Origin of the sequence: Dietzia sp. Die43, from assembly GCF_024519835.1 — a bacterium.
GTDB lineage: Bacteria > Actinomycetota > Actinomycetes > Mycobacteriales > Mycobacteriaceae > Dietzia > Dietzia kunjamensis.
In genome coordinates this window covers 1-26,343 of sequence record NZ_JALJRF010000013.1, presented here as the reverse complement: position 1 = coordinate 26,343, position 26,343 = coordinate 1, and the positions used below count along the sequence as shown (strand labels likewise).

The following is a 26,343-nucleotide window of genomic DNA, read 5'->3' as shown; positions in this document are numbered from 1 at the left end:
AGCGGGGACGTGACTACCCGCAGCGATTAACTTAGGTAAGGCTTACCTGTAAAGGCAAGGGCTTTCAGGAAATTCTTGTGGAACAGCTCACCGCGACAGCGCGGCGAGTTGGGCGAGGACGTCGTCGGAATCGGCGCAGACCTGCGCGAACGGGAGCCTGACGAGCTCGCCGAACCCGCCCCCGGTCGATCCGATCACGAGGTCGACCCCATACCGGTCGATCGCCACGATGCGCGGATCCGTGCCCGCGATCTGCCGCCCGGCACGCAACGCGAGACGGGAGGCGAGCCCGGTGTCGGCGGCGAGACGGTGCAGCCAGACCTGCTCGTCGACGCCGATCGGGTCGACCGCCGCGGCGGCGAGGGACGCCCGGGGCACCACGTGGACGCCGTCCGCGGTGAGGTAGGTGATCTCGAGCGGCTGCAGCTCGCTCAGGCGGAGCGACCCGCCCTCCGAGTTCGGGCCCGTCCCGCCCCCGTCGGCGGTGACCAACCTGCGCCGACGCGCCGGGGACGAGGCCGTCACGATCCCGGAGAGGGTGACAACTCCCCGGGCGACCGCGCAGTCGTCGTCGTCGCCCCCGGCAGCGCGCCCCCCACCGCCGACTCCTCCGCGTCCCGCACCACACGACGCGGGGCGGCCGTCGAGAGCGAACGACGGGCGCGGCGCGGAACCCCGGCACCGACCGGTACACACCGTGTCGACGATCTCGACGGTGGCGGTGGCTCCGGCGGCCGCGACCCGGTCGACGTCACCGGCCTCACGCGACATGCCTCCCACGTCGACCACCAGGACGATCACTCCGTCGTCCCGGACGCGCGCCGAGCGCAGCGGCCGCCTGAGGATCCCGGCCTCGATGGTTCCGGCCGCACCGCGGGCGAGCACCGTCCGCACCCGTTCGGCGATCGGCCGCTCCATGGCCTCGTGCACGTCCACCACGCACCTCCTGCAGGGCTGAGCCCGCGGACCGGCCACCCGGTCGCACAAATCGGACTGTCCTCCAGTTCAGCGCATGACACGCCCGTTTCGTTCCCGAACCAGCCCTCGAAACCACGTGAGACCTGCCACATCCCGACGCTCCCGCGGCCCGGCGACCCCCCGAGAGCATTCGGCGGATATGCGCCGCCCCCCGCTGACGTGGTGAAATGGGCCCATGGACGAGATCAGGGACGAGCCCTCGAAGTACTTCTGGCGCTGGACCCAGTGGTCGTGGGTGTGTGTCGGCGTCGCCGTACTCATCGTGCTGATGGGGATCACCGGCGGCGGGTCGGTCACACCGTGGATCATCGGCGCGATCGCGGTGGCGGTGATCGGTGGCGTGGCGTTCGGGTTCGTCCCCCGCGCGTCGCTCAACCAGCCCAAGCGGCCGATGACCACGAGCGCCAAGCGCAAGTCCGCCCGGAAGTGACCCCACCGCGCCTGCGGCCACCGGGGCTCGTGCTAACCTGAAGCCGCCTCCAGCAGGCACTGCCGATGTAGTTCAATGGTAGAACTTCTGCTTCCCAAGCAGACAGCGCGGGTTCGATTCCCGTCATCGGCTCCGCAAGACGAGAGGCCTTCCCAGATCGGGAGGGCCTCTCGTCATTCAGGAGATCACTCGGTCTTGCCGTTGTCCCCGCCGCGGCGGCGCAGGAGTTGGAATCCGGGGATGCCGGCGACCGCCTCGAGGCACTGTTGCGCCACCTCGAGGATCTGGTGGACCTCGGGCGCGACGGTGTCCAGGGAGGCCAGGACCGGCATGACATCGTTCTCGAGGGTGTCTCCCAGCGCCGGCAGATGGTCGATGAACTGGATGACCGCCTTGATCTCGTCCGGGTCGACCGACTCGAGGACGTCGTCGGCGATCGGCTCGAGCAGCCGGATCGTCTTGTCCGCCCACGCCAGGACCTCGGTCATCCGGGTCGCGACGACCCGGGCGGTTTCCGCATCCAGGTCGGCGTCCACGAGCAGTGCCTCGACGACCGGCCTGACCTGAGCGAAGGTGGAGTCCGCGAAGTCGACGAGCGGGACGACCCGTTCGATGAGCCCGCCGGCGTCGAGGACCAGATCGTCGGCGGTGTCCACCGTCGTCCGGACTCGAGCCACCACGCTCTCGGCGGAATCGATGGTGCCGTCCACGCGCCGCACCACGCCCTCGGCGGAATCGACGGTGCCGTCCACGCGCCGCACCACGCCCTCGGCGGAATCGACGGTGCCGCCCACGCGCCGCACCACGCCCTCTGCGGAATCGACGGTGCCGCCCACGCGCCGCACCACGCCCTCGGCCGAGTCGACGGTCGAGCCCACCCGGCCCACGATCCCCTCGGCGGCGGAGACCGTGTCGGCGACCTCGTCGACGACCCTGTTGGCCCTCGCCACCGTGGTGCGGACACCGTCGACCGTGTCGACGGCGGTGGCCACGATCCCGTCGATCTGGCGCACGGTGCGACTGACCTCGTCGAGCAGGTCCTGGATCCGGACGACCACGTCCTCCACGTCCGCGAGCAGCACGAGCACCCGGGCGGGCAGCATGAGCAACTCCCTGGCCATTCGCAGCTCCCACTCCACGACACGGAACGCCGTTCCCACCACGGAGGAGGCAGAGGGAACACGGAGCTGGATGTCGGCCATGCGCTGATTGTGCCTGAACCGCCCAACCCGGGCAGCCGGTCCGCTCACCATGGAGGCAGCAACGGTTCCGACCGGTCGGGCCGCGATCTCGAAGGAGCGAACGATGGACGCACGATGGGTCGCCGATTTCGCCGAGCTGAGGCTGGCGGACGCACCGGAGTACGGCGGGAAGTCCGCCAATCTCGGGGAGATGACGGGCGCGGGGTTCCCCGTGCCGCCGGGATTCTCGGTCGGCCAGTCGGCCTACCTCGCCGCGATGGAGACGGCCGGTGTCCGGTCGCGCCTCTACGACGGCCGGGTCCCTGCCGACGGGATGAGCGAGACGGAGCTGATGTCCCTCGCGGCGGAGTTCAGCGGCACCGTCGCCGGGGTCGAGATGCCGCCGCGACTGCGCGAGGACATCGTGGCGCACTACCGGTCGCTGGGGTCGGACGTCCCCGTGGCGGTGCGTAGTTCCGCGCCCGCGGAGGACGCCGGTGACACCTCCTTCGCGGGGATCCACGAGTCGTACACGGACGTCGTCGGCGAGGAGGCCGTGCTCAAGGCGGTTCAGGACTGCTGGTGCTCGTTGTGGACGCCGCGCGCCATGACCTACCGGGCGGTGTCGGGGTACGACGACGAACCGTCGATCGCGGTGGTGGTGCAGAAGATGGTCCGTTCCGACACGTCGGGCGTGGCCTTCACCGCCGACCCCCGCACCTCCCAGGTCGACCGCGTGGTGATCGAGGCGGCGTTCGGACTCGGCGAGGTGGTGGTGGGCGGCAAGGTCGAACCCGACACGTACGTCGTGTCCAAGGCAGATCTGAACCTCCTCACCGTGCACGTGGGCCGGAAGGTCGCCCGGATCGTCGCGGGCCGCACGGTCGACGGGCTCGTCCCCGTCCCGGAGGCCGAGCAGTTGGACCGGGTGCTCGACGACGACCAGGTGCGCCGGGTCGCCCGCCTGGCCGTGATGTCCGAGCAGCACTACGGCGTGCCACAGGACACCGAGTTCGCCTTCGAGGACGGTGAGCTGTACATCGTGCAGACCCGCCCGATCACCACGCTGGACGCCGAGGCGGGGCGTGCGGGCGATCCCGTCGGCGCGGGGGGCGAGGTGGAACCGATCGTCTCCGGACTCGGCGCCGGGCCCGGCACGGCGATCGGGACAGCGCGCGTCCTCACCGAACTGGCGGACGGGGTGAACCTGGCCGCCGGCGAGATCCTGGTGGCCACGATGACCGACCCCGACTGGCTGCCGATCCTCCAGCGCGCCGCCGCGATCGTCACCGACGAGGGGGGCGTGACCTGTCACGCCGCCATCGTGGGGCGCGAACTGGGGCGTCCCGTGATCGTGGGCACGCGGTCGGCGACCGCCGACATCGCCGACGGGCAGACCATCACCGTCGACGGCACCGCCGGCGTCGTCTACCCGGGAGAGGTCCGCGCGGCCACGGCACCGCAGGCTCCCGCCGATGCCGGTGCGGCTCCCGAGGTGCGCACACGCGAGGTCACCGCCACAGCCGTCTACGTCAACCTCGCGACGCCCGACGCAGCGGCGCGAGTCGCGGCCATGGATGTCGACGGCGTCGGCCTGCTGCGGGCGGAGTTCCTCATCACCAGCGCTCTGCAGGGGTTGCACCCGCGCCGGCTCATCGCGGAGGGCAGGACGGAAGAGTACGTGGAGCGGATGGCCTCGGGGATCAGCACCATCGCCGCCGCCTTCGATCCGAGGCCCGTGGTGTACCGCGCCACCGACCTGCGGTCCAACGAGTTCCGGGGGCTGCTCGGAGGGGAGGTGGAGGCCGAGGAGCGCAATCCGATGATCGGCTACCGGGGCTGCTTCCGCTACACCCGGGAACCTGACCTGTTCCGGTTGGAACTGGACGCGCTCGAGCGGGTGCGGCGGCGGCACCGGAACCTGCACCTGATGATCCCGTTCGTCCGGACCGGGTGGGAACTGCGTGCCTGTCTGGACATCATCGACGCCCATCCGATCGGTCGGGACACGGGGCTCAAGCGCTGGATAATGGCCGAGGTGCCCTCGGTGGTGCACTGGATCCCCGAGTACGCCGCCATGGGCATCGACGGCGTATCGATCGGTTCCAACGATCTCACCCAGTTGACGTTGGGGGTCGACCGCGACTCGGAGGTGTGTGCGGACCTGTTCGACTCGATGGACCCGGCGGTGCTCGCGTTCATCGACCAGATCATCGACCGCTGCCACGAGTCCGGCCTCACCGTGTCCCTGTGCGGACAGGCGGCGTCGACCGATCCCCGGATGGCCGAGCACCTCGTCCGGAAGGGGGTCACGTCGGTCTCCGTCACGCCGGACTACGCAGAGGTGACCCGGCGGACCGTCGCCCGGGCCGAGCGGACGATCCTGCTTGACGCCGCCCGGGCCGCCGCCCGTCCCGGGCGTGACTGACCGCGCGGCGCGCCCTCGCAGGTCCGCGCCGAAATCAGAGTCTTCCCTCACCTTGGACTGTTTGCTGACAACGCACTAGCATCAGTTTTGTTACCGGCGAGTAGGTTCCGGCGTACCAGTGGTTACGTGCACCGACTCCTCGGGCGCGACACAGTCATGACACCGCACTCCGAACGGAGAAGACCGTAATGGGTCACTACAAGAGCAACGTCCGCGACCTCGAGTTCAACATGTTCGAGGTCCTGCGTATGAACGAGGCACTCGACGCCGGCGAGTTCGGCGACATGGACACCGAGACCGCCAAGGGCATCCTCTCCGAGGTCGCGACCCTGACCGAGGGCCCTGTCGCGGAGTCCTTCGCCTCCGCCGACCGCAACCCGCCGGTGTTCGACCCCGAGACCCACTCGGTCTCCATCCCGGAGGACTTCAAGAAGTCCTTCAAGGCCTGGTACGACGCCGGCTACTGGTCGATGGGACTGCCGGAGGAGCTCGGCGGGATGCCGGCCCCCCGCGCGATGGTGTGGGCCACCGGCGAGATGATGCTCGGGGCCAACCCGGCGGCGTTCATGTACGGCGCCGGCCCCGCCTTCGCCGCCGTCCTCTACGAGAACGGCACCGAGGAGCAGAAGCAGTGGGCCGCCACCTGCGTCGAGCGCGGCTGGGGAGCGACCATGGTCCTCACCGAGCCCGACGCCGGCTCCGATGTCGGTTCCGGCCGCACGAAGGCGATCAAGCAGGACGACGGCTCCTGGCACATCGAGGGCGTCAAGCGCTTCATCACCTCGGCCGACTCCGACGACATGTTCGAGAACATCTTCCACCTGGTCCTGGCGCGCCCCGAGGGCGCCGGCCCCGGCACCAAGGGCCTGTCGCTGTTCTTCGTGCCGAAGTTCCACTTCGACTTCGAGAAGAACGAGATGGGCGAGCGCAACGGGGTGTTCGTCACCGGCGTCGAGCACAAGATGGGCCTCAAGGTCTCCACGACCTGCGAACTGACCTTCGGCGGTCACGGCGTGCCCGCCAAGGGCTGGATGGTCGGAGGCGACGAGCTCAACCAGGGCATCCGTCAGATGTTCGATGTCATCGAGCACGCGCGCATGATGGTCGGCACCAAGGCCATCTCCACCCTGTCGACCGGCTACCTCAACGCGCTCGAATTCGCCAAGGAGCGTGTCCAGGGCGGCGACATGACCGAGATGGCCGACAAGACCGCCCCGCGCGTCACCATCACCCACCACCCGGACGTGCGGCGTGCGCTGATCCGCCAGAAGGCGTTCGCCGAGGGTCTGCGCGCGGTGTACATGTACACGGCGGCCCACCAGGACGTCGAGACCGCCGCGCGCGTCTCCGGCGCCGACGGCGAGCTGGCCCATCGGGTCAACGATCTGCTGCTGCCGATCGTCAAGGGCGTCGGTTCCGAGCGCGCCTACGAGCTGCTCACCGAGTCGCTTCAGACGTTCGGCGGGTCGGGCTTCCTGCAGGACTACCCGATCGAGCAGTACATCCGCGACGCCAAGATCGACTCCCTCTACGAGGGCACCACCGCGATCCAGGCACAGGACTTCTTCTTCCGCAAGATCGCCCGTGACCGCGGCACCGCCGTGGGCCACGTGTCGGCGCAGATCAAGCAGTTCCTGGACAGCGACGCGTGCGGCGGCCGACTGGCGGCCGAGCGGGAGCTGCTCGCGACCGCTCTCGCGGACGTCGAGGCCATGATCGGCACGTGCTTCGATCACCTCATGGGTTCGCAGGACGACCCCAAGCGCCTGTACACGGTCGGGTTCGCCTCGGTGCGCGTCCTCATGGCGTTCGGTGACCTCATGATGGGCTGGCGTCTCCTGGTCGGCGCAGAGGTCGCCCTCGGCGCGCTGGACGGGGCGTCCGACGACGACAAGGACTTCTACAACGGCAAGATCGCCGCCGCCCGGTGGTTCGCCAAGAACGAGCTGCCCCTGATCAGCGCCACCCGCGCGATCGTCGCAGACCTCGACAACGAGCTGATGGAGCTGGACGAGTCCGCGTTCTGATCCGCACCTCACGGGCCTGACGAGGCCCGCCCGTCGATCCGCCGCCCCTGCCCGGGCGGCGGATCGACTCGTTTCGCCGGACGCGGGCGGCCCACCCCCACGAATCGGCTACCCGGATTCCGGATCCGCTATGCCTATGGGAGTAGCGGATCCGGAATCCGGGTAGCGGATTCGGCGCTCTAGTTGCCGGGTACGCCGGGAATGCGGAACTCCGGTAGGCCCGGGATCCGGATCGGGTCACCGGGTCCGGGGAGCGGGGGCGGCGGTGGTGGCGGCGACGAGGTGGGATCGTCGTCCTCCGGAGTCTCGGCCCGGCACACGATCCGGTCTCGCGGCGCGTAGCTCGACGAGACGGTGTCGGTGCTCACGGTGTCGCCGCCGCGCAGGACGACCCGGGTCACGCGGGCGGTGTACCCGTCCGCGCCCGGACTCGGGGTACACCCGGCCGTGCTGACGACCCGGGTCTGGGCCCGCCGGATGTCGGTCCGGGGGGCCGTCGAGACCCTCACCGTGTACTCGGGCGTCCCCCACAGCCGGACCGTCACCGAGTTGCCGCTACCCGAGGCATCGATCACCAGGCCGGTGTCCTGGGCGTTTCGGAATCCGACGTCGGCCGAGGCGGTGGCATCGCGGCCCGCCGGGAACGCGTCGCCGTCGACACCGCGGGAGCTGCGGACGAGGTCCTGTGCGCCGGATTCGAACGCCGCGTTGAACAGGGCGGTGGCGACGGCGTCGGCGGACACGTCTCCGGAGACCGTGCCGGCGACCTCCGCCATGGAGAAGCTCCCGCCCGCCGGGATGAAGTGCCCGGCCAGCGAGGCGATCATCGACTGGGCCTGTCCGCTCGCGCCGACGGCCACGGTGAACTGGCCGACGGGCTCGCGGATGCCGGCCTGCTCGGCCTCCGCGGTGGTCAGCTCGGGGTCGCGGCCCACGTAGCCGACGGGGAGCACACGCGGGCCGTCGACGTCGGTGAGTTGCCCGGGCAGCCGACCGAGCAGCGGGCCCCATTCGACGGTGCGTCCCTGGACCGCGGGCACGATGGTGGCGCTCGACCCGCTGAACTCGAAACTCGCGTCCCTGCCCACCTGCTCGGTCTCCTCCAGGAGCGGGTCCAGGATCCCCTTGGCGGCGTCGGCGTCGAAGCGGGGCTCGAGCACGTCGCCCTCGCGGACGAAGCTGAGGTACTCCCCGATCCGGTCGCGGGGGAACAGCACCGGCACCGCGCCCGGGTCGTCCGGGTCGACCATCTCGATCTCCCGCTCGGGGGGCTCGGGCCGCTCGCGCCCGGGGCCCGGTGGCGGGGCGGGGAGCCTGGTGGTGACGGTGGTGGTCGCCGGCTCGGTGCCGTCGTCGCGCATCCGCGAGGCCAGCAGCGTCAGGTCCCGAGAGGCGGCGGGCTCGGCCACGTCCCGGATCAGCGCCCGCACCTGTTCGGCGTCGGTCTCGGTGGGCGTGTAGTCGACGGGCAGGTCCACTCCGTCGTCGTCGAGCCAGTGCTCGAGCACCGCGTCGCGGGAGTTCTCGATCTGTAGGCGCTGCCCGTCGAGCGGGATGGCCGAGCGGACCTGATCCCGGTCGAACCAGATGGCGCCCTCGCGGGGTTCGAAGTCCGCCTGGAGGGCGAGGCGCTCGAGGAAATCGGTCAGCCGGGCGTCCGGGATGACGCTGGCGATCCCGACCTCGGTCGACCACACCACGCTGATCAGCCGCTTCAGCGGGTTGAGGGGCTGTTCACCGCCCCGGTCGAGCGTGCCCTGCCAGTCCACCGACAGGCCGACCGAGTCGGGGTCCAGCGTGGTCGACACGGCCCCGGCGCGCAGATCCACCTCGTCGTCGACCCGCGGTCCGAGCTCGGCGATCAGTCGCTGTTCGGCGTCGGCGGTCCGCATCCCGCCCACCTGGATGCCGGCGACCTCCGTCCCGCGCGGGACCCGGCCGATGCTGTGCACGAGATCGAAGCCGTAGAGGACCGCGAGTGCCATGAACAGGCCCACACCGGTGTAGATCCACCGCGACCGCACCCGGTACCGATGTCGGTCGGACGCAGCCGGGTGCGGGCCCGCGCCCTCGATCGCGACGGGGCGTGCCGGGGTGTCGTCATCGTGGGACTCGACCACGCGCTATCCACCTCCTCCCGAGCGGGGGACGGCGGAACCCCGCGGGCCGCCGGCCGGGGACGTCCCCGCCCGAACCACTGTGAACACCACTATGACGGACCGATACCGATGAGTGCAGCCCCCGCGCCGGACGCGGGGGCTGCGCTCATCGGACTCACGGGAGGAGCCCGCGGCGAGGTGGACGAGGTGCGGGGGTCAGCGCTCCACGATCGCGGTGACGCCCTGGCCGCCCGCGGCGCAGACGGAGATGAGCGCCCGGCCGGAGCCCTTCTGCTCGAGCAGCTTGGCCGCGGCGGCCAGGATGCGGCCGCCGGTGGCGGCGAACGGGTGACCGGCCGCCAGCGACGAGCCGTTGACGTTGAGCTTGGAGCGGTCGATCGACCCCAGGGCCTTGTCCAGGCCCAGGCGCTCGGTGCAGTACTCCTCGGACTCCCACGCGGCCAGGGTGGCCAGCACCTGCGAGGCGAACGCCTCGTGGATCTCGTAGTAGTCGAAGTCCTGCAGGGTCAGGCCGTTGCGGGCCAGCAGCCGCGGCACCGCGTAGGTGGGGGCCATGAGCAGCCCGTCGGGCGTGCGACCGTCGTGGCCGTGGACGAAGTCCACCGAGGCGGTCTCCGAGTCCACCAGGTAGGCGCGGACCGGCAGCTTGTTCTCCTTCGCCCACTCCTCGCTGGCCAGCAGCACGGTGGACGCGCCGTCGGTCAGCGGGGTGGAGTTGCCGGCCGTCATGGTGGCCTCGGTGCCGTGGGCCTCGGCGTCGCGCTTGCCGAAGACCGGCTTGAGCTTGCCCAGCTTCTCCTCGGAGGAGTCGGGCCGCATGTTGTCGTCGCGGGCCACGCCGAGGTACGGCGTCACCAGGTCGTTCTGGAACCCGGAGTCGTAGGAGGCGGCGAGGTTGTGGTGGCTGGCGACGGCCAGCGCGTCCTGGTCGGCGCGCGTCACCCCCATCTCGCGGGCGGTGATGGCGGCGTGCTCACCCATCGACAGCCCGGTACGCGGCTCGGCGTTCTGCGGCTGCTCGGGCACAAGGCCCTGCGGGCGGATCTCACCGAGGAGCTTCAGGCGGTCGACGGTGGACTTGGCGGAGCTGACCTTAATGAGGGTCTTGCGCAGGTCGTCGTTCACCGAGAGCGGCGCATCCGAGGTGGTGTCGGTGCCTCCGGCGATGCCGGACTCGATACGCCCGAGGGCGATCGCGTCGGCCACCTGGATCGCGGCGGCCAGGCCGGTGCCGCAGGCCTGCTGGACGTCGTAGGCCGGGCTGGCCGAGTCGAGCACCGAGCCGATCACCGACTCGCGGGTGAGATTGAAGTCGCGGGAGTGCTTGAGCACGGCGCCGGCGACGACCGACCCGACGCGCTTGCCCTGGAGGTTGTAGCGGCTGGCCAGTCCGTCGATCGCGGCGGTGAGCATGTCCTGGTTGGAGGCGTCCGCGTACTTGCCGTTCGAGCGGGCGAAGGGAATTCGGTTGCCGCCGACGATGGCGACCTTGCGGGGGCTGGTGGTCACGTGTGTCACTCCCGTTGTGTTCTCGGTGTCCGGTGGCCCGAAACGCGGCCCTGCACGTATTGTTACTCAGCAGTAAGTTATTTGTCGACCCGTAGTACCGCACCTCTCCAGGAGATGATCGCCATGGCACAGGGCAACCTCGACCTCTACTCGCAGTTCGTGACCTCGGCCCCGGGGTCGTTCATCGCCGGCAAGGTCGGCCTCCCGCAGCCGGAGCAGCTGCGCCGGTACGAGGCCGGGCAGCCCGCCCTGCACGGTCCCGTCCTCATCGGCGGCGAGGGCCGCCTGGCCGAGCCCGTCCGGGAGATGCTGGCCGGCGACTACGAGCTGGCCGCCGCGGGCGCCGAGGGCAAGTTCGCCGGTCTCGTCTTCGACGCCACCTCGCTGCGTCGCCCGGAGGACCTCAAGGCCCTGTTCGAGTTCTTCAACCCGGTCGTCCGCAACGTCGCCGCCAGCGGCCGCATCGTCGTACTGGGCACCACCCCGGAGGAGACGGGCTCGGTCGAGGAGCGCATCGCCCAGCGCGCGCTCGAGGGCTTCACCCGCTCGCTCGGCAAGGAGATGAAGCGCGGCTCCACCGTCCAGCTCGTGTACGTCTCCCCCGACGCCGACGCGGGAGCCTCCGGACTCGAGTCCACCCTGCGGTTCATCCTGTCCGGCAAGTCGGCGTACGTCGACGCGCAGGTGTTCCGCGTGGGGGCCGGCTCGGCCACCGCCCCGGCATCGTGGGACCGCCCGCTCGAGGGCAAGCTCGCCGTCGTCACCGGCGCCGCCCGCGGTATCGGCGCCGAGATCGCGGCCGTGCTCTCCCGCGACGGCGCGCACGTGATCTGCTGCGATATCCCGGCTGCGGGCGAGTCGCTGTCCGCCACCGCTAACAAGGTCGGCGGCACCTCGCTGCCGCTGGACGTCACCGCCGCCGACGCCGCCGAGGTCCTGGCCAAGCACGTGACAGAGCGTCACGACGGCCGCGTCGACGTGCTCGTCCACAACGCCGGCATCACCCGTGACAAGACGCTGGCCGGCATGGACAGCGCCCGCTGGGACTCCGTCATGGCCGTCAACCTCATCGCCCCCGAGCGCATCACCGCCGAGCTCGCCGAGAAGGGCGTGCTGGGCGAGGGCTCGCGCGTCGTGGGTGTGTCCTCGATGGCCGGCATCGCCGGTAACCGCGGCCAGACCAACTACGCGGCCTCGAAGGCCGGTGTCATCGGGTTCGTCAACGGCGCCTCGGCCGAGCTGGCCTCGAAGAACGTCACCGTCAACGCCGTGGCGCCGGGCTTCATCGAGACGCAGATGACGGCCGCCATCCCGTTCGCCACCCGCGAGGCCGGCCGTCGCATGAACTCCATGCAGCAGGGCGGTCTGCCGGTCGACGTGGCCGAGACGATCGCCTACTTCGCCAACCCCGCCTCGTCCACGGTCACCAACAACGTGATCCGCGTGTGCGGCCAGTCGCTGCTGGGTGCGTGATCTGACGTGGAGTACACCCGCCTTCCCGCCATCCCCAACCTGCTCGCCCAGTACGGCAAGGCCGCGGTGGGCGCCCTTCCCGTCGTGGGCGGCTCCCGCGACGGTAAGTCCATGCCGTCGAAGGGCGTCGAGGTCGCCGGCGTGCGCGTGGACGTGGCCAACCTGGCCGCCTACGCCCGCGTCTGTGGCCTGCGGCTGACCGACGAACTGCCGCTGACCTACCCGTTCACCCTCGCGTTCCCGCTGAGCATGCAGCTCATGCTGGATCCGGACTACCCGGTGCCGGCGATGGGGTCGGTGCACCTGACCAACGAGATCGAATCACGCCGCCCACTGCGGGTCGGGGACGAGCTCAACATCCGGGCGCACGCCGAGAACCTGCGTGAGCACCCCGCCGGGTTGCTGCTGGACGTGGTCACCGAGATCCGAACCGGTGACGACGACGAGCCCGCCTGGGTGCAACGGTCGGGCCTGCTCTCGAAGCGGCGGACCTCGCTGACCCCGGCCAAGGACGCCCCGCGCCCGCCGAAGCCCGAGCCGCCGACCGCAGCCGAGATCGGCGACCCCACCGTCGTGAAGTCGGTGTCCGAGGCGCAGATCGCGGAGTACGCGGCCGTGTCCGGGGACCGCAACCCCATCCACGTGTCCAAGGTGGGTGCCAAAGCGTTCGGCTTCCCGAACGTCATCGCCCACGGCATGTGGACGGCCGCGACGCTGCTCGGCACGGTCGAGGGCGGCATCCCGGAGCGGGCCCGCTACTCGGTGGAGTTCGGCAAGCCCGTGATCCTGCCGGCCAAGCTGGGCATCTACGCCCGTCGCGGCGGCGCGGGTGATCCCGCCTGGTCGTTGACCGTGCGCAATCCCAAGAAGCTGGGCACCGTGCACGCGACCGCGAGCATCGAGGAGCTCTAGGCCCCACCCGACGCGCGGCCCGACCGGGCCCCGGCGTCGAGAAGAGCGTCCCGCACACGTCGCCCGAGAGGCAGGTGTGCGGGACGCTCTTCTCGTTGGCTGGCCGGAGCCTCCGGGCCGGAGCCTCCGGGCCGGAGCCTCCGGGCCGGTACCGCCGGGACGAGATCCGGTGTCGCGCGGGCCGCGCGTCGAATAGGTTCGGCCGCACGGGGAGCCCTACCGCATCCCCTGATCCCGGCCCAGGAGTAGCCGTGCACCGCACCGAGTTCCCCCGTCCCCTCTCCCGGCTGGCCGCCCTCGTGGCAGTGGCCGTGGTCGTCACCCTCACCGGCTGCTCGACGACCGGCGACCCGGACGGCGGCGGTTCCGGTGGCGTGGGCTCCGGTGGCGTCGGCTCCGGTGGCGCCCCGGGCGCCGACCGACCCGGGTCGCAGCCGCCCGGGCGAGCGCTCCCGGCAGGCCCTGCCGTCGAGGTGGAGACGGTCGCCGACGGGCTGACGATCCCCTGGGACGTCGTCCGCGACCCCGAGGGCGTCATCGTCACCGGCGAGCGGGGTTCGGGCACCCTGTACGCGATCCGCGGGAGCGGGGAGCGGACCGTTGTCGACGCGGACCTCGGCGAACTGTACGACCGGGGCGAGAGCGGCCTGATGGGGATGGCACTGGCAAGGGACTTCGCCACCAGCCGCGAGGTGTACACCTGCCATTCCTCGGCCGATGCGGACGACAACCGCGTCACCTCCTGGACCGCCGCCGAGGACTGGTCCGCCCTCGAGTCGCCCCGGGTTCTCGTGGACGGCATCCTGCTGGCCGACCGGGGCCTGCACTCGGGCTGCCGCATCCTCGTCCACCCGGACGGCACTCTGTACATCGGAACGGGGGATGCATTCACCGGCCCGGCGCCCCAGAACCTCGATGCGCTCTCGGGCAAGATCCTGCACATCACCCGCGACGGCGAGCCGGCCGACGACACCATCGGCGACTCCCCCGTCCTGACGTACGGCCACCGCAACGTGCAGGGGCTGGCCCTGCGGCCGGACTCGGACCAGATCGTCGCCGCCGAGCACGGGCCGGACGTCGACGACGAGGTGAACCTCGTGATCCCCGGGTCCAATTACGGGTGGGACCCGAACGCCGGCGGCCGATACGACCAGGACGTGCCGATGACCGACACCCGCGACTTCCCCGACGCGGTGGAGGCGTCGTGGCGATCCGGGGACCCGACCCTCGCGCCGGGCGGGATCGCGTTCCTCGACGACCCCGCGTGGGGCGAGTGGGACGGAGCCCTGGCGGTCGCAATGCTCAAGACCAGCCAGATCGTCCTCATGACGCTGTCCGAGGAGGGCACCTCCGTCACCGCGACCGCAGCGATCCTGCGAGGAGAACACGGCCGCCTGCGATCGATCACCCCGGAGCCCGGCGGGTCGCTGCTCGTCACCACCTCCAACGGTGGCGGCACGGACAAGGTCCTGCGCGTCCGGCCCGCAGCGGGCTGAGTCACCCGGCCCCGGCCGCGGCCCCGGACCGGTACCGCTGCCCGCTCGTGACCCCTAGCCTGTGGCTCGCATCACTTCTCACACCACAGCAGGGAGCTCTTGGGAGCTCTCCGTGCACGACCGCGCTATATCCCGTTCGTCCCGCACCCGCACCCGCTCCCTCGCAGGGGCCGCCGCCGCTGCCGCCGTCGTCGTCGTCATGCCCGCCGTGGCGTTCGCTCAGAGCAGTCTGCCCGGTGGCTCCTCGGGGTCGCTCGACACCAGTCTGATCCCGCCGGGCATCCTGTTCCCGCCCGAGGTGGGTAATGGTGCGGGGGACGGCGTCGAGGTGGTGGAGGGCCCGGCGGTCCGCGCCACCACCGTCATGGAGGGGCTCAACATCCCCTGGGACGTGGTCCGCACACCGGACGGGACCGTCCTCACCGGCGAGCGGGGTGGCCGGATGGTGGTGCAGGAGCCCGGCGACGAGCAGCGCACGGTGCAGATCGACCTGCCCGGCCTCGTCCGCCAGTCCGAGAGTGGCCTCATGGGCATGGCCGTGGACCGCGACTTCGCCGAGAACCGCGAGATCCACGTGTGCTGGTCGCGATCGGCGGACGGTGAACGCGACAACCGGATCACCACTTTCGAGGCCGCCGACGACTGGTCCGAGTTGACCAAGGTCCGCGACACCCTCACCGGCATCCCGCTGGGCGAGGAGGGCATCCACAGCGGGTGCCGGCTGCTCACCGCCCCGGACGGCACCCTCTACGTCGGCACCGGTGACACGTACACGGCCACGGCCCCGCAGTCGCCCGACTCGCTGGCCGGGAAGACCCTGCACATCAAACCGGACGGTTCACCCGCGTCGGGCGATTCGGTGGTCCACACGATCGGTCACCGCAATGTCCAGGGGCTGGCCATCGACCCTGACAGCCACCGCGTCTACTCCGCGGAGCACGGGCCGGACGCCCACGACGAGGTCAACCTCCTCCAGCCGGGCGCGAACTACGGCTGGAACCCGAACGTCGACGGACGCTACAACCAGAACGTCCCCATGACCGACACCGAGGAGTTCCCGGACGCGGTCGAGGCCGTCTGGTCGTCCGGGGAGCAGACCCTGGCCCCGTCGGACATCGAGTTCCTGCGGGGATCCGAGTGGGGGCGAGTGGGAGGGGGCGCTCGCGATGGCCAACCTCAGGAGCCAGAAGCTCGTCCTCCTCCGACTCAGCGAGGACGGGCGGTCTGTCGTCGACTCCGCCGTGCTCCTCGAGGGTGAGTTCGGTCGCCTGCGGTCCCTGGCGCCCGAGCCCGACGGCTCGCTGCTGGTGACGACCTCCGACGCCGACAATCGCGACTCCGTGTTCCGCGTCAGCCCGGCGGCGGGCTGACCGGCCTAGAGACGTAGGACCTGCCGGGCGGCGTCGGCCAGCGCGATCGCGTAGCCGGCGCCGTGCCCGGCGGAGTGGGTGGCCAGCGGGTGCAGTTGATGCAGCGGGACCCTGTCGCGCCATCCCTCACGAAGCGGGTGCGCCTCGTCGTACCCGCGGAGGATCTCGTCCGGGTGCGGGGCGCCGAAGAGGGCCAACATGGCCAGATCGGTCTCGCGGTGGCCGCCGTGCGCGGCGGGGTCGATGAGCACGGCCCCGACGTCGTTCTCTCCGCCGCCCTCCCCTCCGGCCCGCGCCGGGGTCCACAGCACGTTGCCGGTCCACAGGTCGCCGTGGAGGCGGGCGGGGACGTCGTCGGGGTCGTCGAGTCCGCCGGACGCGACGCGGTCGCAGGCCCGCTCGACCACGGCGAGGTCGGCGCCGCCGAGGACACCGAGGTCCACCGCTATCCGGACGAACGGGCGGACCCGCTGCTCGGCGTAGAACTCGCCCCACGACGCGGTGGGCGCACACTCCTGGGGCCGGTTGCCGATGAAGCACCGGCCCGCCCAGCCGTCCGCGGGTGCGCCCCAGGCGGCCGCGCCCGCATCGTGCATCGCCGCCAGCGACCGACCGAACCGCAGAGCCGCCCGCGTCGTCGCGCGACCCGCGGGAATTCTCTCGAGGGTGATCTCGTCGTCGTCGACCTCCTCCACCCGGACCACCCTCGGCCCGCCGGGGGCCGCGGCGAGCCAGGCCAGACCCGCGGCCTCGTGGCGGAAGAAGTCGGGGCCGTGGCGGGAGCCCCTCTTGACGAACACCCGGTCATCCACGTCGATCTCCCCTCGTGTGGCGGCCGAGCAGCGGCCCCGCGAGCGCGGCGATGAGCACGCCGCCCACCAGCATCGGCACGACCGTCCAGCGCATCCCGACATGCTCCGCGATGAGACCGACGAGCGGCGGGGAGGCCAGGAAGCCCAGTCGCAGGACCCAGTTGAGCACCGCCAGGCCCGCGCCGGGAGCCAGGCCGGGCACGGAGTCGGCGGCGACCATCGCACCCGGGATCACGGTGGCGATGCCCCACCCGGCCAGCGCGAATCCCGCCAGCAGGACCATCAGCAGGGCGGGGCCGTCGAGCAGCGACGACGCGACCAGCGCAGCACCCGAGCCCAGCACCACGCACGCTCCGCCCATCCGGCCGACGTGCGCCGCGCCGAACCCCTCGACCAGGCGGTCACCGGTGACGCGACCGACGAGCTGCGTGCCCTGCACCGCGACGAACCCGAGACCCGCCAGGCCGGCGCCCGCTGCCGCGACCTCGCGCAGGTAGAGCGCGGACCAGGTCTGGGCGAAGTCCTCGACGAGGGTGGCGCATCCGGCGAGCACCCCCAGCGCGAGCAGGAGCAGCAGCGCGCGACCGACCGGCACGCGGCGGGAGACGCGCCGCTCGGCGGGAGACGACGCGGCGGACGGGGGCATGGTGTCGAGGTCGCGCCCGGAGTCGTCCTCGGCGACCGGCGGACCCAGCCGGAGGGGAAGTGCGGCCAGCGCGGCGAGCGCACAGACGACTCCCGCCACGATCATCTGCCCCACCACCGGCGTGCCGGTGCCCGCGGCCACCGATCCCCCGGCCGCCCCGAGCGCCGCGCCGAGCGACCACACCGCGTGGAACCGGTTGATCAGCGACCTGCCGTGACGCGACTGCACGCGGATCCCGTGGGCGTTCATCGCCACGTCGGTGATCGCGTCAGTCAGCCCGAACAGCAGCAGCAATCCCGCGAACACGGCCACGACGGGCGAGAAGCCGACGAGTGCCGCGATACCCGACGCCACGACCATCGCCGCGACCGCGACCGCCCCGTCCGAATGCCGCCGCATCAACGCGGGGGTGAGCAGGCCGCCGACCAGCGCGCCGGCCGGATAGCAGGCCATGGCCAGGCCGAATCCGGCCGGGCCCAGGTCGAGCGCGTTCTTCAGGTCGGGCAGGCGGGGCACGATGGCGCCGAAGATCGCACCGTTGGCGGCGAAGAGCAGGGCGGTCGCTGCGATCGGTCCGCGGGTGGTACCGGTCCGGGCACTACCGCCACCCACTCGCCTCCCGGTCGTCGCACTCACGACCGCCACACTACGTCCGGCCGGCGCGCCGGTAGCGTTACGCGGCAAGAGCAGCGGACCGGTGAGGGGAGTACGCCCGTGTACGACGTGACGGCGGGGATCGAGACCGAGGACGGCGGTCGGCGCGTGGCGTGCCGGGTGCCGCTCCCCGTGGCGCCCGCGGTGGTGTGGGACGCGGTCGCCACCGGCGAGGGCATCTCCTCCTGGTTCGTGCCGTGCGCGATGGAACCCCAGGTCGGGGGCCGGATCGTGCAGTTCGCCGACCCCGGCGCCCCCGATCCCACGACCGGCCCGGAGGCCGCGGCCGAGGCGATGCTCACCGCGACGGTCGGCGAGATCACCGTCTACACGCCGCCCGCCGGGAGTGTGCCCGGACTGTTCTCCTACGCCGAGCGGGACTGGATGGGCGAGGGCGTCCCGGTGCCGCCGTGGGAGACGTCGTGTGAGGTGGTCGACGACGGCGAGGGCGGCAGCGTGCTCACCCTGCGGTCGGGGTTCGGCTCCGGCGGGCAACTGGCGGAGGAGTCTGTGGATGGCAGTCTCGACGGGTGGGTGCAGGCGCTGACGGTGCTGGCCCACCGGCTGACCCATCGCCCGGCCGACGGAGTGGTGACCGTCGACGCGGCCACCGATCCGGTCGAGGCCACGGTGCCGGAGCTGTGGGCCCGCGTCACGGCGGCGCTCATCGCCCCGGCGTCCGGTGTGGGCGGGAACCCGGGCGACGGTGGCGTGGTCGCCAGGTCCGGTGAGGTGGGCGGCATCGTGGCGACCGGGTCCGAGGCCTCGCGGACGCTCATCCTCTCGGCGCCGGCCGACGGCATGCTCGAGCTGTTCGCCTTCCCCGCCGGCGAGACCCACGAGGACGCCGTCGGCCGGGCCGCGCTGGCGGTGCGGGTGTTCGAGTACGTCGACGCCCCCGGTGGCGACGGCCGACCGCTCGGGGCCGCCGCGGTGGACGTCACTCCCACCTGGGACGCGCCGCGCTGGCGGGAGTGGCTCGAGGGGCTCGCCCGCGGGTGAGCCGCGCACCGGAGGGGGTGGCCGCTGTCGGGGGCGAAACGTCACGGTCGTATGTGCCGATGTTCTCACCGACCGCAGTACTGTTGCGGAGAAGTATCGTGACGGGCCGCGCCAGCGGGACCCGATCCCGAACCGCACACCGACGAGGAGCTACATCCGTATGGCGGATTCCAACGAGACCGTGACCATCGCGACCGGCGCGGGCGCGCCCGGCTCCACCCTGCTGGGTATCGGCGCGTACCGCCCTGAGCGCGTCGTCAGCAACGAGGAGATCTGCGAGACGATCGACTCGACCAGCGAGTGGATCTACGAGCGGTCCGGGATCCTCAACCGTCGTTTCGCGAGCGCAGACGAGTCGATCGTCATGATGTCGACCGAGGCGGCCCGGAAGGCCGTGGCCTCCGCAGGGATCGACCCCGAGCTCGTCGACGCGGTCATCCTGTGCACGTCGACCAACTGGACCCAGGTGCCCCACGCCGCGCCCCAGGTGGCCACGAACCTCGGACGCAACGGCATCGCCGCGTTCGACCTCACCGCCGGCTGTGCCGGGTTCGGGTACGGCCTCGCGGTCGCGACGAACATGATCCGTGGCGGTGCCTCCCGGTACGTCGTGGTGATCGGTGTGGAGAAGATGAGCGACGGCATCGACTTCACCGACCGCAACACCTCGTTCATCTTCGGCGACGGCGCCGGCGCGGTCGTGGTGGGCCCGGCAGAGACCAACGACATCAGCCCGGTGGTCTGGGGCTCCGACGGCGAGCAGGGCAGCGCCATCAGCCAGACCAAGGACTTCAAGGCGTACGTCGACGAGGTCGACTCCGGCGCCGAGGACGTCCGTCAGCCCTTCCTCACCATGAACGGGTCCAAGGTGTTCCGCTGGGCCGCCGTGCAGGTGTCGAAGGTGTGCGCCGAGACGCTGGAGACGGCCGGGGTGACCGCGGAGCAGATTCAGGCATTCGTCCCGCACCAGGCCAACGGCCGTATCAACTCGGCGATGGCCAAGCACCTCGGTCTGCCCGACACCGTGGCGATCGCGAACGACATCGAGCAGACCGGCAACACCTCGGCCGCCTCGATCCCGCTGGCCATGGAGACCATGCTGCGCGAGGGCCAGTCCAAGCAGGGCGACGTCGCACTGTGCATCGGGTTCGGCGCCGGCCTCTCCTACGCCGGCCAGGTCGTCCGACTCCCCGCGGCCCCGCCCGTCGACTGACGGCCCGGGCGTCCCTCCCGGGGCCTCCCCGCGTGCCCCGGAAGGCCTCGGGAGGGACGCCAACTAGACATGTGTTCATGAGACAGTGATCCCATGCACACGTCTCCTTCCCGCCGCGCCGCTAGCCGCCTGGTCTCCGGTGCCGTCGCGGCCACCGCCGCCCTGCTGTCCCCGCTGCTGGCGGCCCCCGCCGGGGCCGCGCCCGCCATCCCCGGACCCGTCGCGCCGCAGGCCTCCCCACTCGAGCTCGTCAGCGGATCCGCGCAGACGCTGGGCGGCACCATCGCCGGACAGGTCACCGGCACCGGGATGGGCCCGACCGTCCTGTCGGGGGCGGGCACCGGCCCGTCCAAGTACGTGGCGCTGGGCGACTCCTACGCCGCCGTCGGCAGGATCGCGCCCGGCGCGTGGGGGGCCGGTCCCGTCGCGTGCGTGCGCACCGACGACGCCTACCCCACCGTGGTGGCCCGCGAGCTGGGGGTGGGCACGTTCGTCAACGCGAGTTGCGGCGGCGCGGTGGCCGACGACTTCCTCGCGGTCGGCAGGACCGGGGCCCCGCCGCAGTTCGACGCCCTCGACGCCGATACCGACCTGGTGACCATGACGATCGGCGGTAATGACGTGGGCTTCGCCGCCGTGATCGTGGCGTGCGCCCTGCGGCCCAACACCGCACCCGAGCTGTTGCCGCTCGTCGACGGCGCGACGGCGAGCCTGTCGAAGGGCTTCGATCCCACCGCCGGGTGCTCGGACGTCATCGACAGGCAGGCCGCCCGCGCGCTCGAGACGCTCGACCAGCGCATGGACGCGGTGTACGCCGGGATCGCCGAGCGCGCACCGCAGGCCCGCGTGGTGACGGTCGGGTACCTGGCCGCGGTGCCCGCGGACGACCGGATCATCGAGCAGTCCCCGGCCTGCGCTCCGTTCATGGCGATCAGCCGGGAGGAGCGGGCCAAGGTCCGCGGCTTCCAGGACAGCATCAACCGCGTCGTCCGCGACGCCGCCGAGCGCAACGGCGCCACCGTCGTGATCCCCGATGAACCGGGCCACTCGATGTGCACCCCGCCCGAGAACCGCTGGGTCGACTTCACGGGCCTCGAGACCGGCGCGGTGCCGGTCCATCCGACCACCGCCGGCCATGCGCACGTCGCGGATCGGGTGGTGGCCGCGCTTGACGGCTGACACCGGACACTTCATCTGACAGTTGTCCAAATCCGCCCGAATTCCTCCCGAAGCGGCGACGATGAGAGAACACTGAGCCCATGCTCACCTCTCCTCGGCACCGCTTCGCCGGTTCCCGCACCCTCACCACGTCCCTCGCCCTGGCCGCCTCGGTCACACTGGCCGCAGCCCCCGTCGCCGCCGCCCAGTCCACCACCCAGGCCGACGGCGCAATCGCCGTCAGCTCGCTCGGTTCGACCACCGACGCTCCCGGCAGCGTCTCGGGTTCCCTAGGATCGCTCGCCTCCCCGGCCTACGCGGAGTACGTGGCGCTGGGAGATTCGTACGCCGCGCTCGGTGACAACACCGAACCCGCCGGCGGCCCCGCGGGCTGCGGCCGGAGCCTGGCGAACTACCCGAACCAGCTCGATGCCAACCCAGCTGTGGGCGAACTCACCGACGCCACCTGCGGCGGTGCCCAGACCGAGGACATCCTCATCGAGACCCAGTACCCGGGTGCGCCGCCGCAGATCGAAGCCCTCGATTCGGACACCGATCTGGTGACCCTGTCCATCGGCGGCAACGACGTGGGTTTCGGCACGATTGTCGGGTGCATCACCGCGCATCTGCAGCCTGACGGGCCCGATCAGCCGATCGACTGCCGCGAGGAGATCGGCGAGGTCGTCGCGCAGGACATCGCTGACATCTTCGGAGAGGACGGAGCGGTCGACGAGGTCTACGCCGCCATCGACGAGGCGTCGCCCGACGCGACCGTTGTCGCTGCCCAGTACCTGCCACTCATGCCGGCGTCGGATGAGGATGGTTGCTTCTTCACCACTGCGATCGGAGAGGCGAACCTCGAGTGGTCCCGCGAGGTCACCGCAGCCATCAACGACGCGGTCGATGAGGCCGCACTGCGCAACGGACACATCTCGGTCCTGCCCACCTCGGACACCGACCGAAGCGGATGCGCCCCCGTGGACGAGCGGTGGGTCGTGTTCGCTGATGGTTCGGCGAACAACACCGCCGCCTTCCACCCCACGGCCCTAGGGCAGCAGGCCATGGCCGACGCGATCGCCGCGGCTATCTGACCCGACCGACACAGCCGCCCCCGGGCGTGGCGTCACGCGCGCACCGAAGCGCACGCCGGACGCCACGCCCGGGGGCGGATGCGTTCCGGCCGAGCAACCGCTGGAGCGGATGCGGGGCACGGCCGCGCCCGACCAGGCCCGACCAGGCCCGACCAGGCCAGGCCAGGCCAGGCCCGACCATGCCAGGCCAGTTCGGCTGAGCCCCTCACCCCTCGAACAGCCCCTGGCCCACGTACCCGCCCTCGGCCGCGCCGGGCGGGAGCGCGAACACCGCCGACCCAATGGGGACGGTCCACGTGTTGAGCGCGTCCTGCTCGGCGAGCCGCTGCTGGACCGGCACGTATGTCCGCACCGGATCGGCCTGGTAGGCGGTGAACAGCAGCCCGGAGTTGCTGATCTCGCCGCCCTCCGGCGGGTCGTCGTAGTTGTACGGCCGCCGGAGCATCGCCTCGCTCCGCCTGAGCTGCCGCGCCCGGGCGATGTGGGATTCCGGCGGGATCACCGGAAGGCCCACCTCGTCGATCGCCTCGAAGTCGGCCGGGTCGTGCTCGTGCACCCCGGTGAGCGGGGCCCCGGTGTCGAGCCGTCGGCCCACGCTCAGCTCCCGCGAGGTGCGGTCGATCTCCTCCCAGGTGTCCATCGTCATACGGATGCGGCGCAACACGAGCGAGGACCCGCCCCGCATCCACCGCTGGACCTGCCCGTCCGCGGAGGTGCCATCGGAGAACAGGATCTGGTCGAAGTCCACGTCCTCCTCGGTGGGGTTGACGGTGCCGTCGATCTGCCCGAACAGATTGCGCTGGGTCCGCCCGGTCGGGTCGGTGCCGACGGCCTTGCGGAAGCCCCGCTGCGCCCACTTCTGCCGCGCCACGCCCCGCACGCCAGAGGCCAACACCCGCGCGGCGTGGGAGACGATCACCGGGTCGTCGGCGCAGATCTGCAGCAGCAGGTCCCCTTCGGACCACCGGTCCTCGAGCTGGTCGATCTGTGGAAACGCCGGCAGCTGCGCCAGCCACGAGGGCCGTCGGTCCGGCATCCCGATCGCGTCGAACAGCCCGGGGCCGAACCCGATGGTCACCGTGAGGCGCGCGGGGTCCTCGGCGAGCTCCGGCTCGAGGTCGGCGAGTCCGCCTCGCCCCCGGGTGAGCCGGGCGGCGTCCTGGGACCACGCCCGCAGGACTCCCTGGATCTCCGTGCGGGTCGCCCCCGGGACGATGTCGAACGCCACGAACGCGGCGTGCGATTGCGGTGGCGTGGTGATGCCGGCCTGCCGCGGGCCGTGGAACGGTTCGGTGGTCGCCCCGACGACTCGTGAGTCGGCGACGGTCTTCCAGTCCCCGATCACCTCGTCGTCGTCGACGACACCTCTCCCCACGTATCCCGCAGCGCCGCCCACCACCGCGCCACCGACGACGCCCGCACCCACCGCCGCCGCGACGCCGCCGCTGAGCACCGACCGCCGGGACAGACCGCGACGGGCCTGCTCAGCCATCGTGGCTCGTGCCCCCGCTCATCTCGCCGTGACCGCCGCCGACGTACTCCTCTTCCCCGCCCTGGAAGTCGCGGGCGGAGACGGTGACGTCCTGCTCGGCGCCGTCGAACTCGAGGGTGAGGGTGATCTGCTGGCCGGTGGTGATGGGGCGCCCCAGCTCCATGAGCATGATGTGGTTGCCGCCGGGCTGCAGGACCAGCTCGCCGCCGGCGGGGATGACGAAGCCGTCCTCGCGTTCCTGCATCATCATCCCGCTGCCGCCGGGGACGGTCTCGTGCAGTTCGGCGCTGCCGCCGAGGTCGCTCTCGACACCGATCAGGTGCAGGTCGGTGTCGCCCGGGTTGGTGATGGTGCCGAATACGCCGGTCATCTCCGTGCCGGTGGCCTTGGCCCAGCCGTCGTCGAAGGTCACGGTCGTGGAGGCTGCGGTATCGGCCGCGGCGGCGGGAGTGGCGGCGGTCGTGGTGTCGGTGTCGTCGGTCGCGCAGGCCGTGACGGTGAGGGCGAGCGCGAGTGCGGAGGCCGCGGCGAAGGCGGCACGGGTGTGGGTACGCATGGTGTGGGAGTCCTCGGTGTGGTGTGTGTGATCGCCCGGCAGCGCGGGGCGCGTACCGGTGCAGGTGGTGGTCACACGGCCACGGGCGGCGCGCGGGTTCCCCCGCGGGCCAGGAGGAACCGTCCGCGGGGGGTGTCGGCGTCGTAGGAGGCCAGGAGTCGGGCGACGACGACGAGGTGGGCCGTCTCCACCATGGGCGGTATCCGAGCCGCCAACCAGGACAGTGTCCCGGAGAGGATCGCGACGAGCGCGAGCGTCGTGGCGATCGCTGCAACGTGGGCACCCAGCATTCCCGGGGTGAGTAGTGCGGCCGCGGAGGATGCGGGGGCGGGGCCGATGCCGTCCATCGCGGCCCGGAGCGCTGCCGGGTCCGTGGCGTGGTGGCCGAGCACACCGGTCGTGCCGGTGGCGCCGTGGGTGTGGCCGGAGGCCAGTACGAGGTGGACGAGTCCCTGTCCCGCGATCAGGCCGGCCGCGGCGGCGAGGACGGGGGTCCGGCGGCGGGCGACGGATGCGGCGACTGCACCGATTCCCGCGCTCGTGGCCGCGACGGCGAGGATCTGGCCCGACGTGGGCGGGCCCGCGAGCGCGCCGGCGGCCAGTCCGTGGGCGCTGATGCCGAACACGCCGCTGACCAGCGCCACCACGATGCCCACGCCCGCGGTCACCGCGGGCGGGACCTCGGCGCGGAGGCGGTCGGCGGACATGACTCGATTCTATGCCCCGGGGGGTGTAGCAGGCTATCCGGTGTCACCCTCGGTGGTGGTGACGATGCGGGCGCGCTCCTCGTCGGCCAGCCCGGCGTCGATCCGGGCGAGCATGTGGGGTCGCATCTCGGGCAGGTCGTCGACGTCGAACCAGCGGACGTCGGTGTTCTCCCCGTCGGCCGGGTGCGGGTCGCCGTCCAGGTAGGTGCAGGCGAAGGTGTGGTCGATGTACTGGGCTTGGTCGCCGTTGTCGTAGGTGACCATGCGGGAGACGCCGATGGAGGCGACGCGGTCGACGCGGATGGCCACCGCGGCTTCTTCGTGGGCTTCGCGGACGGCGGCGTCGGCGGGGTGTTCGCCGGGGTCGACGATGCCGGTGACGGGCGTCCACCAACCGTTGTCGCTGCGCCGGACCAGGAGCACGCGGGCTGCATTGGGATCCCGGATGACCGCGGTCGCCCCGGCCAGCCACAGCGGGGCGGTGCCCACGTGCTTGCGGAGTTCGAGGACGAAGTCGGGGGTGGCCATGTCCGAGAGCGTATCCGGGGGGGCCGAAATGGCGGATCCCCCGCCGACCGTGTGGTCGACGGGGGATCGCCGGAGAGCTATCCGGTTGCTGACTCAGTCAGCGGCGGAGGGGGCAGAACCTCAGTTCTGCTCCTCCTCGGGCTCGCACTCGTCCTGCTCCATGGAGCCGTTGCTCTTGAGGAAGTCGATGGCCTCCGGCGGGAGGTTGCAGACGAGGCCCACGTTGATCTCGGGGAGCGGCGGGAGGTTCACGCCGCCGGAGACGACGAGTCCAAGGCCGATCCCGGCTCCGGCCAGCGAACCGAGGGCCAGGAGGGTGCCGGCGTCCGAACCCGCGCCCGAGCCGGGGACGTTAATGTCGCCCGAACCGAAGTCGGAACCGGTGCCCCCCGTCAGCGAGCCCAGGTCCAGGTTGCCGTCAGCGTCCGTCGAACCCGCACTCAGCGAATCAAAGGGGTCGGTGATGCTCCCGAGCGAGCCCAGGTCGAGGTTGCCGTCAGCATCGGTCGAACCCTCAGTGATCGAACCGAAGTCAGGAGCATCCTCACCCGTCGAACCCT

Annotated in this window: 22 protein-coding genes, 1 tRNA gene and 1 pseudogene; 13 read left to right on the top strand and 11 right to left on the bottom strand. The window is 71.6% G+C overall.

The window, feature by feature from the left end:
• Window positions 1-87: 87 nt before the first annotated feature.
• Window positions 88-936, bottom strand: coding sequence for a hypothetical protein (locus tag NR111_RS12140; RefSeq protein ID WP_256820905.1), 849 nt, complete (start codon window positions 934-936; stop codon window positions 88-90).
• 217 nt (window positions 937-1,153) lie between these two features.
• Here NR111_RS12140 and NR111_RS12135 point away from each other — a divergent pair, with 217 nt between their 5' ends.
• Together NR111_RS12135 and NR111_RS12130 are read left to right on the top strand one after the other, a co-directional pair.
• On the top strand, window positions 1,154-1,408 hold the full coding sequence (locus tag NR111_RS12135) for a hypothetical protein (RefSeq protein ID WP_256820904.1): 255 nt from the start codon (window positions 1,154-1,156) through the stop codon (window positions 1,406-1,408).
• 61 nt (window positions 1,409-1,469) lie between these two features.
• A tRNA-Gly gene (locus NR111_RS12130) sits at window positions 1,470-1,540 on the top strand.
• Window positions 1,541-1,593: 53 nt separating this feature from the next.
• On the opposite strand, the gene NR111_RS12125 is transcribed toward NR111_RS12130, so the two are convergent.
• Window positions 1,594-2,610 (bottom strand): methyl-accepting chemotaxis protein, encoded by a 1,017-nt coding sequence (locus tag NR111_RS12125; protein ID WP_256820903.1) that lies wholly within the window; start codon window positions 2,608-2,610, stop codon window positions 1,594-1,596.
• 103 nt (window positions 2,611-2,713) lie between these two features.
• Between NR111_RS12125 and ppsA the strand changes: the two genes are divergently transcribed.
• Both ppsA and NR111_RS12115 read left to right on the top strand, forming a co-directional pair.
• Window positions 2,714-5,017 carry a phosphoenolpyruvate synthase gene (gene ppsA, locus NR111_RS12120; RefSeq protein WP_256820902.1) on the top strand — a complete coding sequence of 768 codons (2,304 nt, stop codon included), beginning with the start codon at window positions 2,714-2,716 and terminating at the stop codon, window positions 5,015-5,017.
• Window positions 5,018-5,205: 188 nt separating this feature from the next.
• The gene (locus tag NR111_RS12115) at window positions 5,206-7,044 is read left to right on the top strand and encodes an acyl-CoA dehydrogenase (RefSeq protein WP_120286447.1); all 1,839 of its coding nucleotides are present in this window, start codon (window positions 5,206-5,208) and stop codon (window positions 7,042-7,044) included.
• Window positions 7,045-7,223: 179 nt separating this feature from the next.
• On the opposite strand, the gene NR111_RS18725 is transcribed toward NR111_RS12115, so the two are convergent.
• Window positions 7,224-9,164: a VanW family protein gene (locus NR111_RS18725; RefSeq protein ID WP_120286448.1), complete on the bottom strand. Its 1,941-nt coding sequence runs from the start codon at window positions 9,162-9,164 to the stop codon at window positions 7,224-7,226.
• Window positions 9,165-9,359: 195 nt separating this feature from the next.
• The gene (locus NR111_RS12105; RefSeq protein WP_256820901.1) at window positions 9,360-10,673 is read right to left on the bottom strand and encodes an acetyl-CoA C-acetyltransferase; all 1,314 of its coding nucleotides are present in this window, start codon (window positions 10,671-10,673) and stop codon (window positions 9,360-9,362) included.
• A 123-nt stretch (window positions 10,674-10,796) separates the two neighbouring features.
• Here NR111_RS12105 and NR111_RS12100 point away from each other — a divergent pair, with 123 nt between their 5' ends.
• The 5 genes from NR111_RS12100 (at window position 10,797) to NR111_RS12080 (ending at window position 15,924) form a co-directional block, all read left to right on the top strand.
• Complete coding sequence (locus NR111_RS12100) at window positions 10,797-12,146, top strand: 3-oxoacyl-ACP reductase (RefSeq protein ID WP_069389503.1); 1,350 nt, start codon at window positions 10,797-10,799, stop codon at window positions 12,144-12,146.
• A gap of 6 nt (window positions 12,147-12,152) precedes the next feature.
• Complete coding sequence (locus NR111_RS12095; protein WP_132062406.1) at window positions 12,153-13,058, top strand: MaoC/PaaZ C-terminal domain-containing protein; 906 nt, start codon at window positions 12,153-12,155, stop codon at window positions 13,056-13,058.
• A 251-nt stretch (window positions 13,059-13,309) separates the two neighbouring features.
• Window positions 13,310-14,554 carry a PQQ-dependent sugar dehydrogenase gene (locus NR111_RS12090; RefSeq protein ID WP_256820900.1) on the top strand — a complete coding sequence of 415 codons (1,245 nt, stop codon included), beginning with the start codon at window positions 13,310-13,312 and terminating at the stop codon, window positions 14,552-14,554.
• Window positions 14,555-14,666: 112 nt separating this feature from the next.
• Window positions 14,667-15,812, top strand: a complete 1,146-nt coding sequence (locus NR111_RS12085) for a PQQ-dependent sugar dehydrogenase (protein WP_256820899.1) — start codon at window positions 14,667-14,669, stop codon at window positions 15,810-15,812.
• Window positions 15,721-15,924 (top strand): PQQ-dependent sugar dehydrogenase, encoded by a 204-nt coding sequence (locus NR111_RS12080; protein WP_256820898.1) that lies wholly within the window; start codon window positions 15,721-15,723, stop codon window positions 15,922-15,924. The genes NR111_RS12085 and NR111_RS12080 overlap by 92 nt, the downstream gene beginning before the upstream one ends.
• Window positions 15,925-15,929: 5 nt before the next feature.
• Here NR111_RS12080 and NR111_RS12075 read toward each other — a convergent pair whose 3' ends face one another.
• Both NR111_RS12075 and NR111_RS12070 read right to left on the bottom strand, forming a co-directional pair.
• Complete coding sequence (locus NR111_RS12075) at window positions 15,930-16,736, bottom strand: fructosamine kinase family protein (protein WP_253695730.1); 807 nt, start codon at window positions 16,734-16,736, stop codon at window positions 15,930-15,932.
• Window positions 16,729-18,018: an MFS transporter gene (locus tag NR111_RS12070; RefSeq protein WP_256820897.1), complete on the bottom strand. Its 1,290-nt coding sequence runs from the start codon at window positions 18,016-18,018 to the stop codon at window positions 16,729-16,731. Before NR111_RS12070 ends, NR111_RS12075 begins: the two co-directional genes overlap by 8 nt.
• Before the next feature lie 78 nt (window positions 18,019-18,096).
• Here NR111_RS12070 and NR111_RS18720 point away from each other — a divergent pair, with 78 nt between their 5' ends.
• From NR111_RS18720 to NR111_RS12050, 4 genes are all read left to right on the top strand, one after another.
• Complete coding sequence (locus tag NR111_RS18720; RefSeq protein ID WP_256820896.1) at window positions 18,097-19,038, top strand: SRPBCC domain-containing protein; 942 nt, start codon at window positions 18,097-18,099, stop codon at window positions 19,036-19,038.
• Between the two features lie 160 nt (window positions 19,039-19,198).
• Window positions 19,199-20,251 (top strand): beta-ketoacyl-ACP synthase III, encoded by a 1,053-nt coding sequence (locus NR111_RS12060; protein WP_256820895.1) that lies wholly within the window; start codon window positions 19,199-19,201, stop codon window positions 20,249-20,251.
• A 93-nt stretch (window positions 20,252-20,344) separates the two neighbouring features.
• Window positions 20,345-21,430, top strand: coding sequence for an SGNH/GDSL hydrolase family protein (locus NR111_RS12055; protein ID WP_256820894.1), 1,086 nt, complete (start codon window positions 20,345-20,347; stop codon window positions 21,428-21,430).
• Between the two features lie 80 nt (window positions 21,431-21,510).
• The gene (locus NR111_RS12050) at window positions 21,511-22,500 is read left to right on the top strand and encodes an SGNH/GDSL hydrolase family protein (protein ID WP_256820893.1); all 990 of its coding nucleotides are present in this window, start codon (window positions 21,511-21,513) and stop codon (window positions 22,498-22,500) included.
• Between the two features lie 205 nt (window positions 22,501-22,705).
• Here the strand turns inward: NR111_RS12050 and NR111_RS12045 are convergent, their stop codons facing one another.
• The 5 genes and pseudogenes from NR111_RS12045 to NR111_RS12025 form a co-directional block, all read right to left on the bottom strand.
• On the bottom strand, window positions 22,706-23,992 hold the full coding sequence (locus NR111_RS12045) for a Dyp-type peroxidase (RefSeq protein WP_256820892.1): 1,287 nt from the start codon (window positions 23,990-23,992) through the stop codon (window positions 22,706-22,708).
• Window positions 23,985-24,548 carry a copper chaperone PCu(A)C gene (locus NR111_RS12040; protein ID WP_256820891.1) on the bottom strand — a complete coding sequence of 188 codons (564 nt, stop codon included), beginning with the start codon at window positions 24,546-24,548 and terminating at the stop codon, window positions 23,985-23,987. The genes NR111_RS12045 and NR111_RS12040 overlap by 8 nt, the downstream gene beginning before the upstream one ends.
• A gap of 71 nt (window positions 24,549-24,619) precedes the next feature.
• Window positions 24,620-25,255, bottom strand: coding sequence for a hypothetical protein (locus NR111_RS12035; RefSeq protein ID WP_256820890.1), 636 nt, complete (start codon window positions 25,253-25,255; stop codon window positions 24,620-24,622).
• Between the two features lie 33 nt (window positions 25,256-25,288).
• Window positions 25,289-25,783, bottom strand: a complete 495-nt coding sequence (locus NR111_RS12030; RefSeq protein ID WP_256820889.1) for an NUDIX domain-containing protein — start codon at window positions 25,781-25,783, stop codon at window positions 25,289-25,291.
• Between the two features lie 120 nt (window positions 25,784-25,903).
• Window positions 25,904-26,343: pseudogene (locus tag NR111_RS12025) on the bottom strand (hypothetical protein); the annotation flags it as partial.

Bases quoted from the DNA above. Each gene is read 5' to 3' on its own strand.
- ppsA (WP_256820902.1), top strand. From the start codon at position 2,714: ATGGACGCACGATGGGTCGCCGATTTCGCCGAGCTGAGGCTGGCGGAC.
- NR111_RS12115 (WP_120286447.1), top strand. From the start codon at position 5,206: ATGGGTCACTACAAGAGCAACGTCCGCGACCTCGAGTTCAACATGTTC.
- NR111_RS12055 (WP_256820894.1), top strand. From the start codon at position 20,345: ATGCACACGTCTCCTTCCCGCCGCGCCGCTAGCCGCCTGGTCTCCGGT.
- NR111_RS12050 (WP_256820893.1), top strand. From the start codon at position 21,511: ATGCTCACCTCTCCTCGGCACCGCTTCGCCGGTTCCCGCACCCTCACC.
- NR111_RS12125 (WP_256820903.1), bottom strand. From the start codon at position 2,610: ATGGCCGACATCCAGCTCCGTGTTCCCTCTGCCTCCTCCGTGGTGGGA.
- NR111_RS12040 (WP_256820891.1), bottom strand. From the start codon at position 24,548: ATGCGTACCCACACCCGTGCCGCCTTCGCCGCGGCCTCCGCACTCGCG.
- NR111_RS12045 (WP_256820892.1), bottom strand. From the start codon at position 23,992: ATGGCTGAGCAGGCCCGTCGCGGTCTGTCCCGGCGGTCGGTGCTCAGC.
- NR111_RS12135 (WP_256820904.1), top strand. From the start codon at position 1,154: ATGGACGAGATCAGGGACGAGCCCTCGAAGTACTTCTGGCGCTGGACC.
- NR111_RS12030 (WP_256820889.1), bottom strand. From the start codon at position 25,783: ATGGCCACCCCCGACTTCGTCCTCGAACTCCGCAAGCACGTGGGCACC.
- NR111_RS12080 (WP_256820898.1), top strand. From the start codon at position 15,721: ATGGCCAACCTCAGGAGCCAGAAGCTCGTCCTCCTCCGACTCAGCGAG.
- NR111_RS12035 (WP_256820890.1), bottom strand. From the start codon at position 25,255: ATGTCCGCCGACCGCCTCCGCGCCGAGGTCCCGCCCGCGGTGACCGCG.
- NR111_RS12100 (WP_069389503.1), top strand. From the start codon at position 10,797: ATGGCACAGGGCAACCTCGACCTCTACTCGCAGTTCGTGACCTCGGCC.
- NR111_RS12060 (WP_256820895.1), top strand. From the start codon at position 19,199: ATGGCGGATTCCAACGAGACCGTGACCATCGCGACCGGCGCGGGCGCG.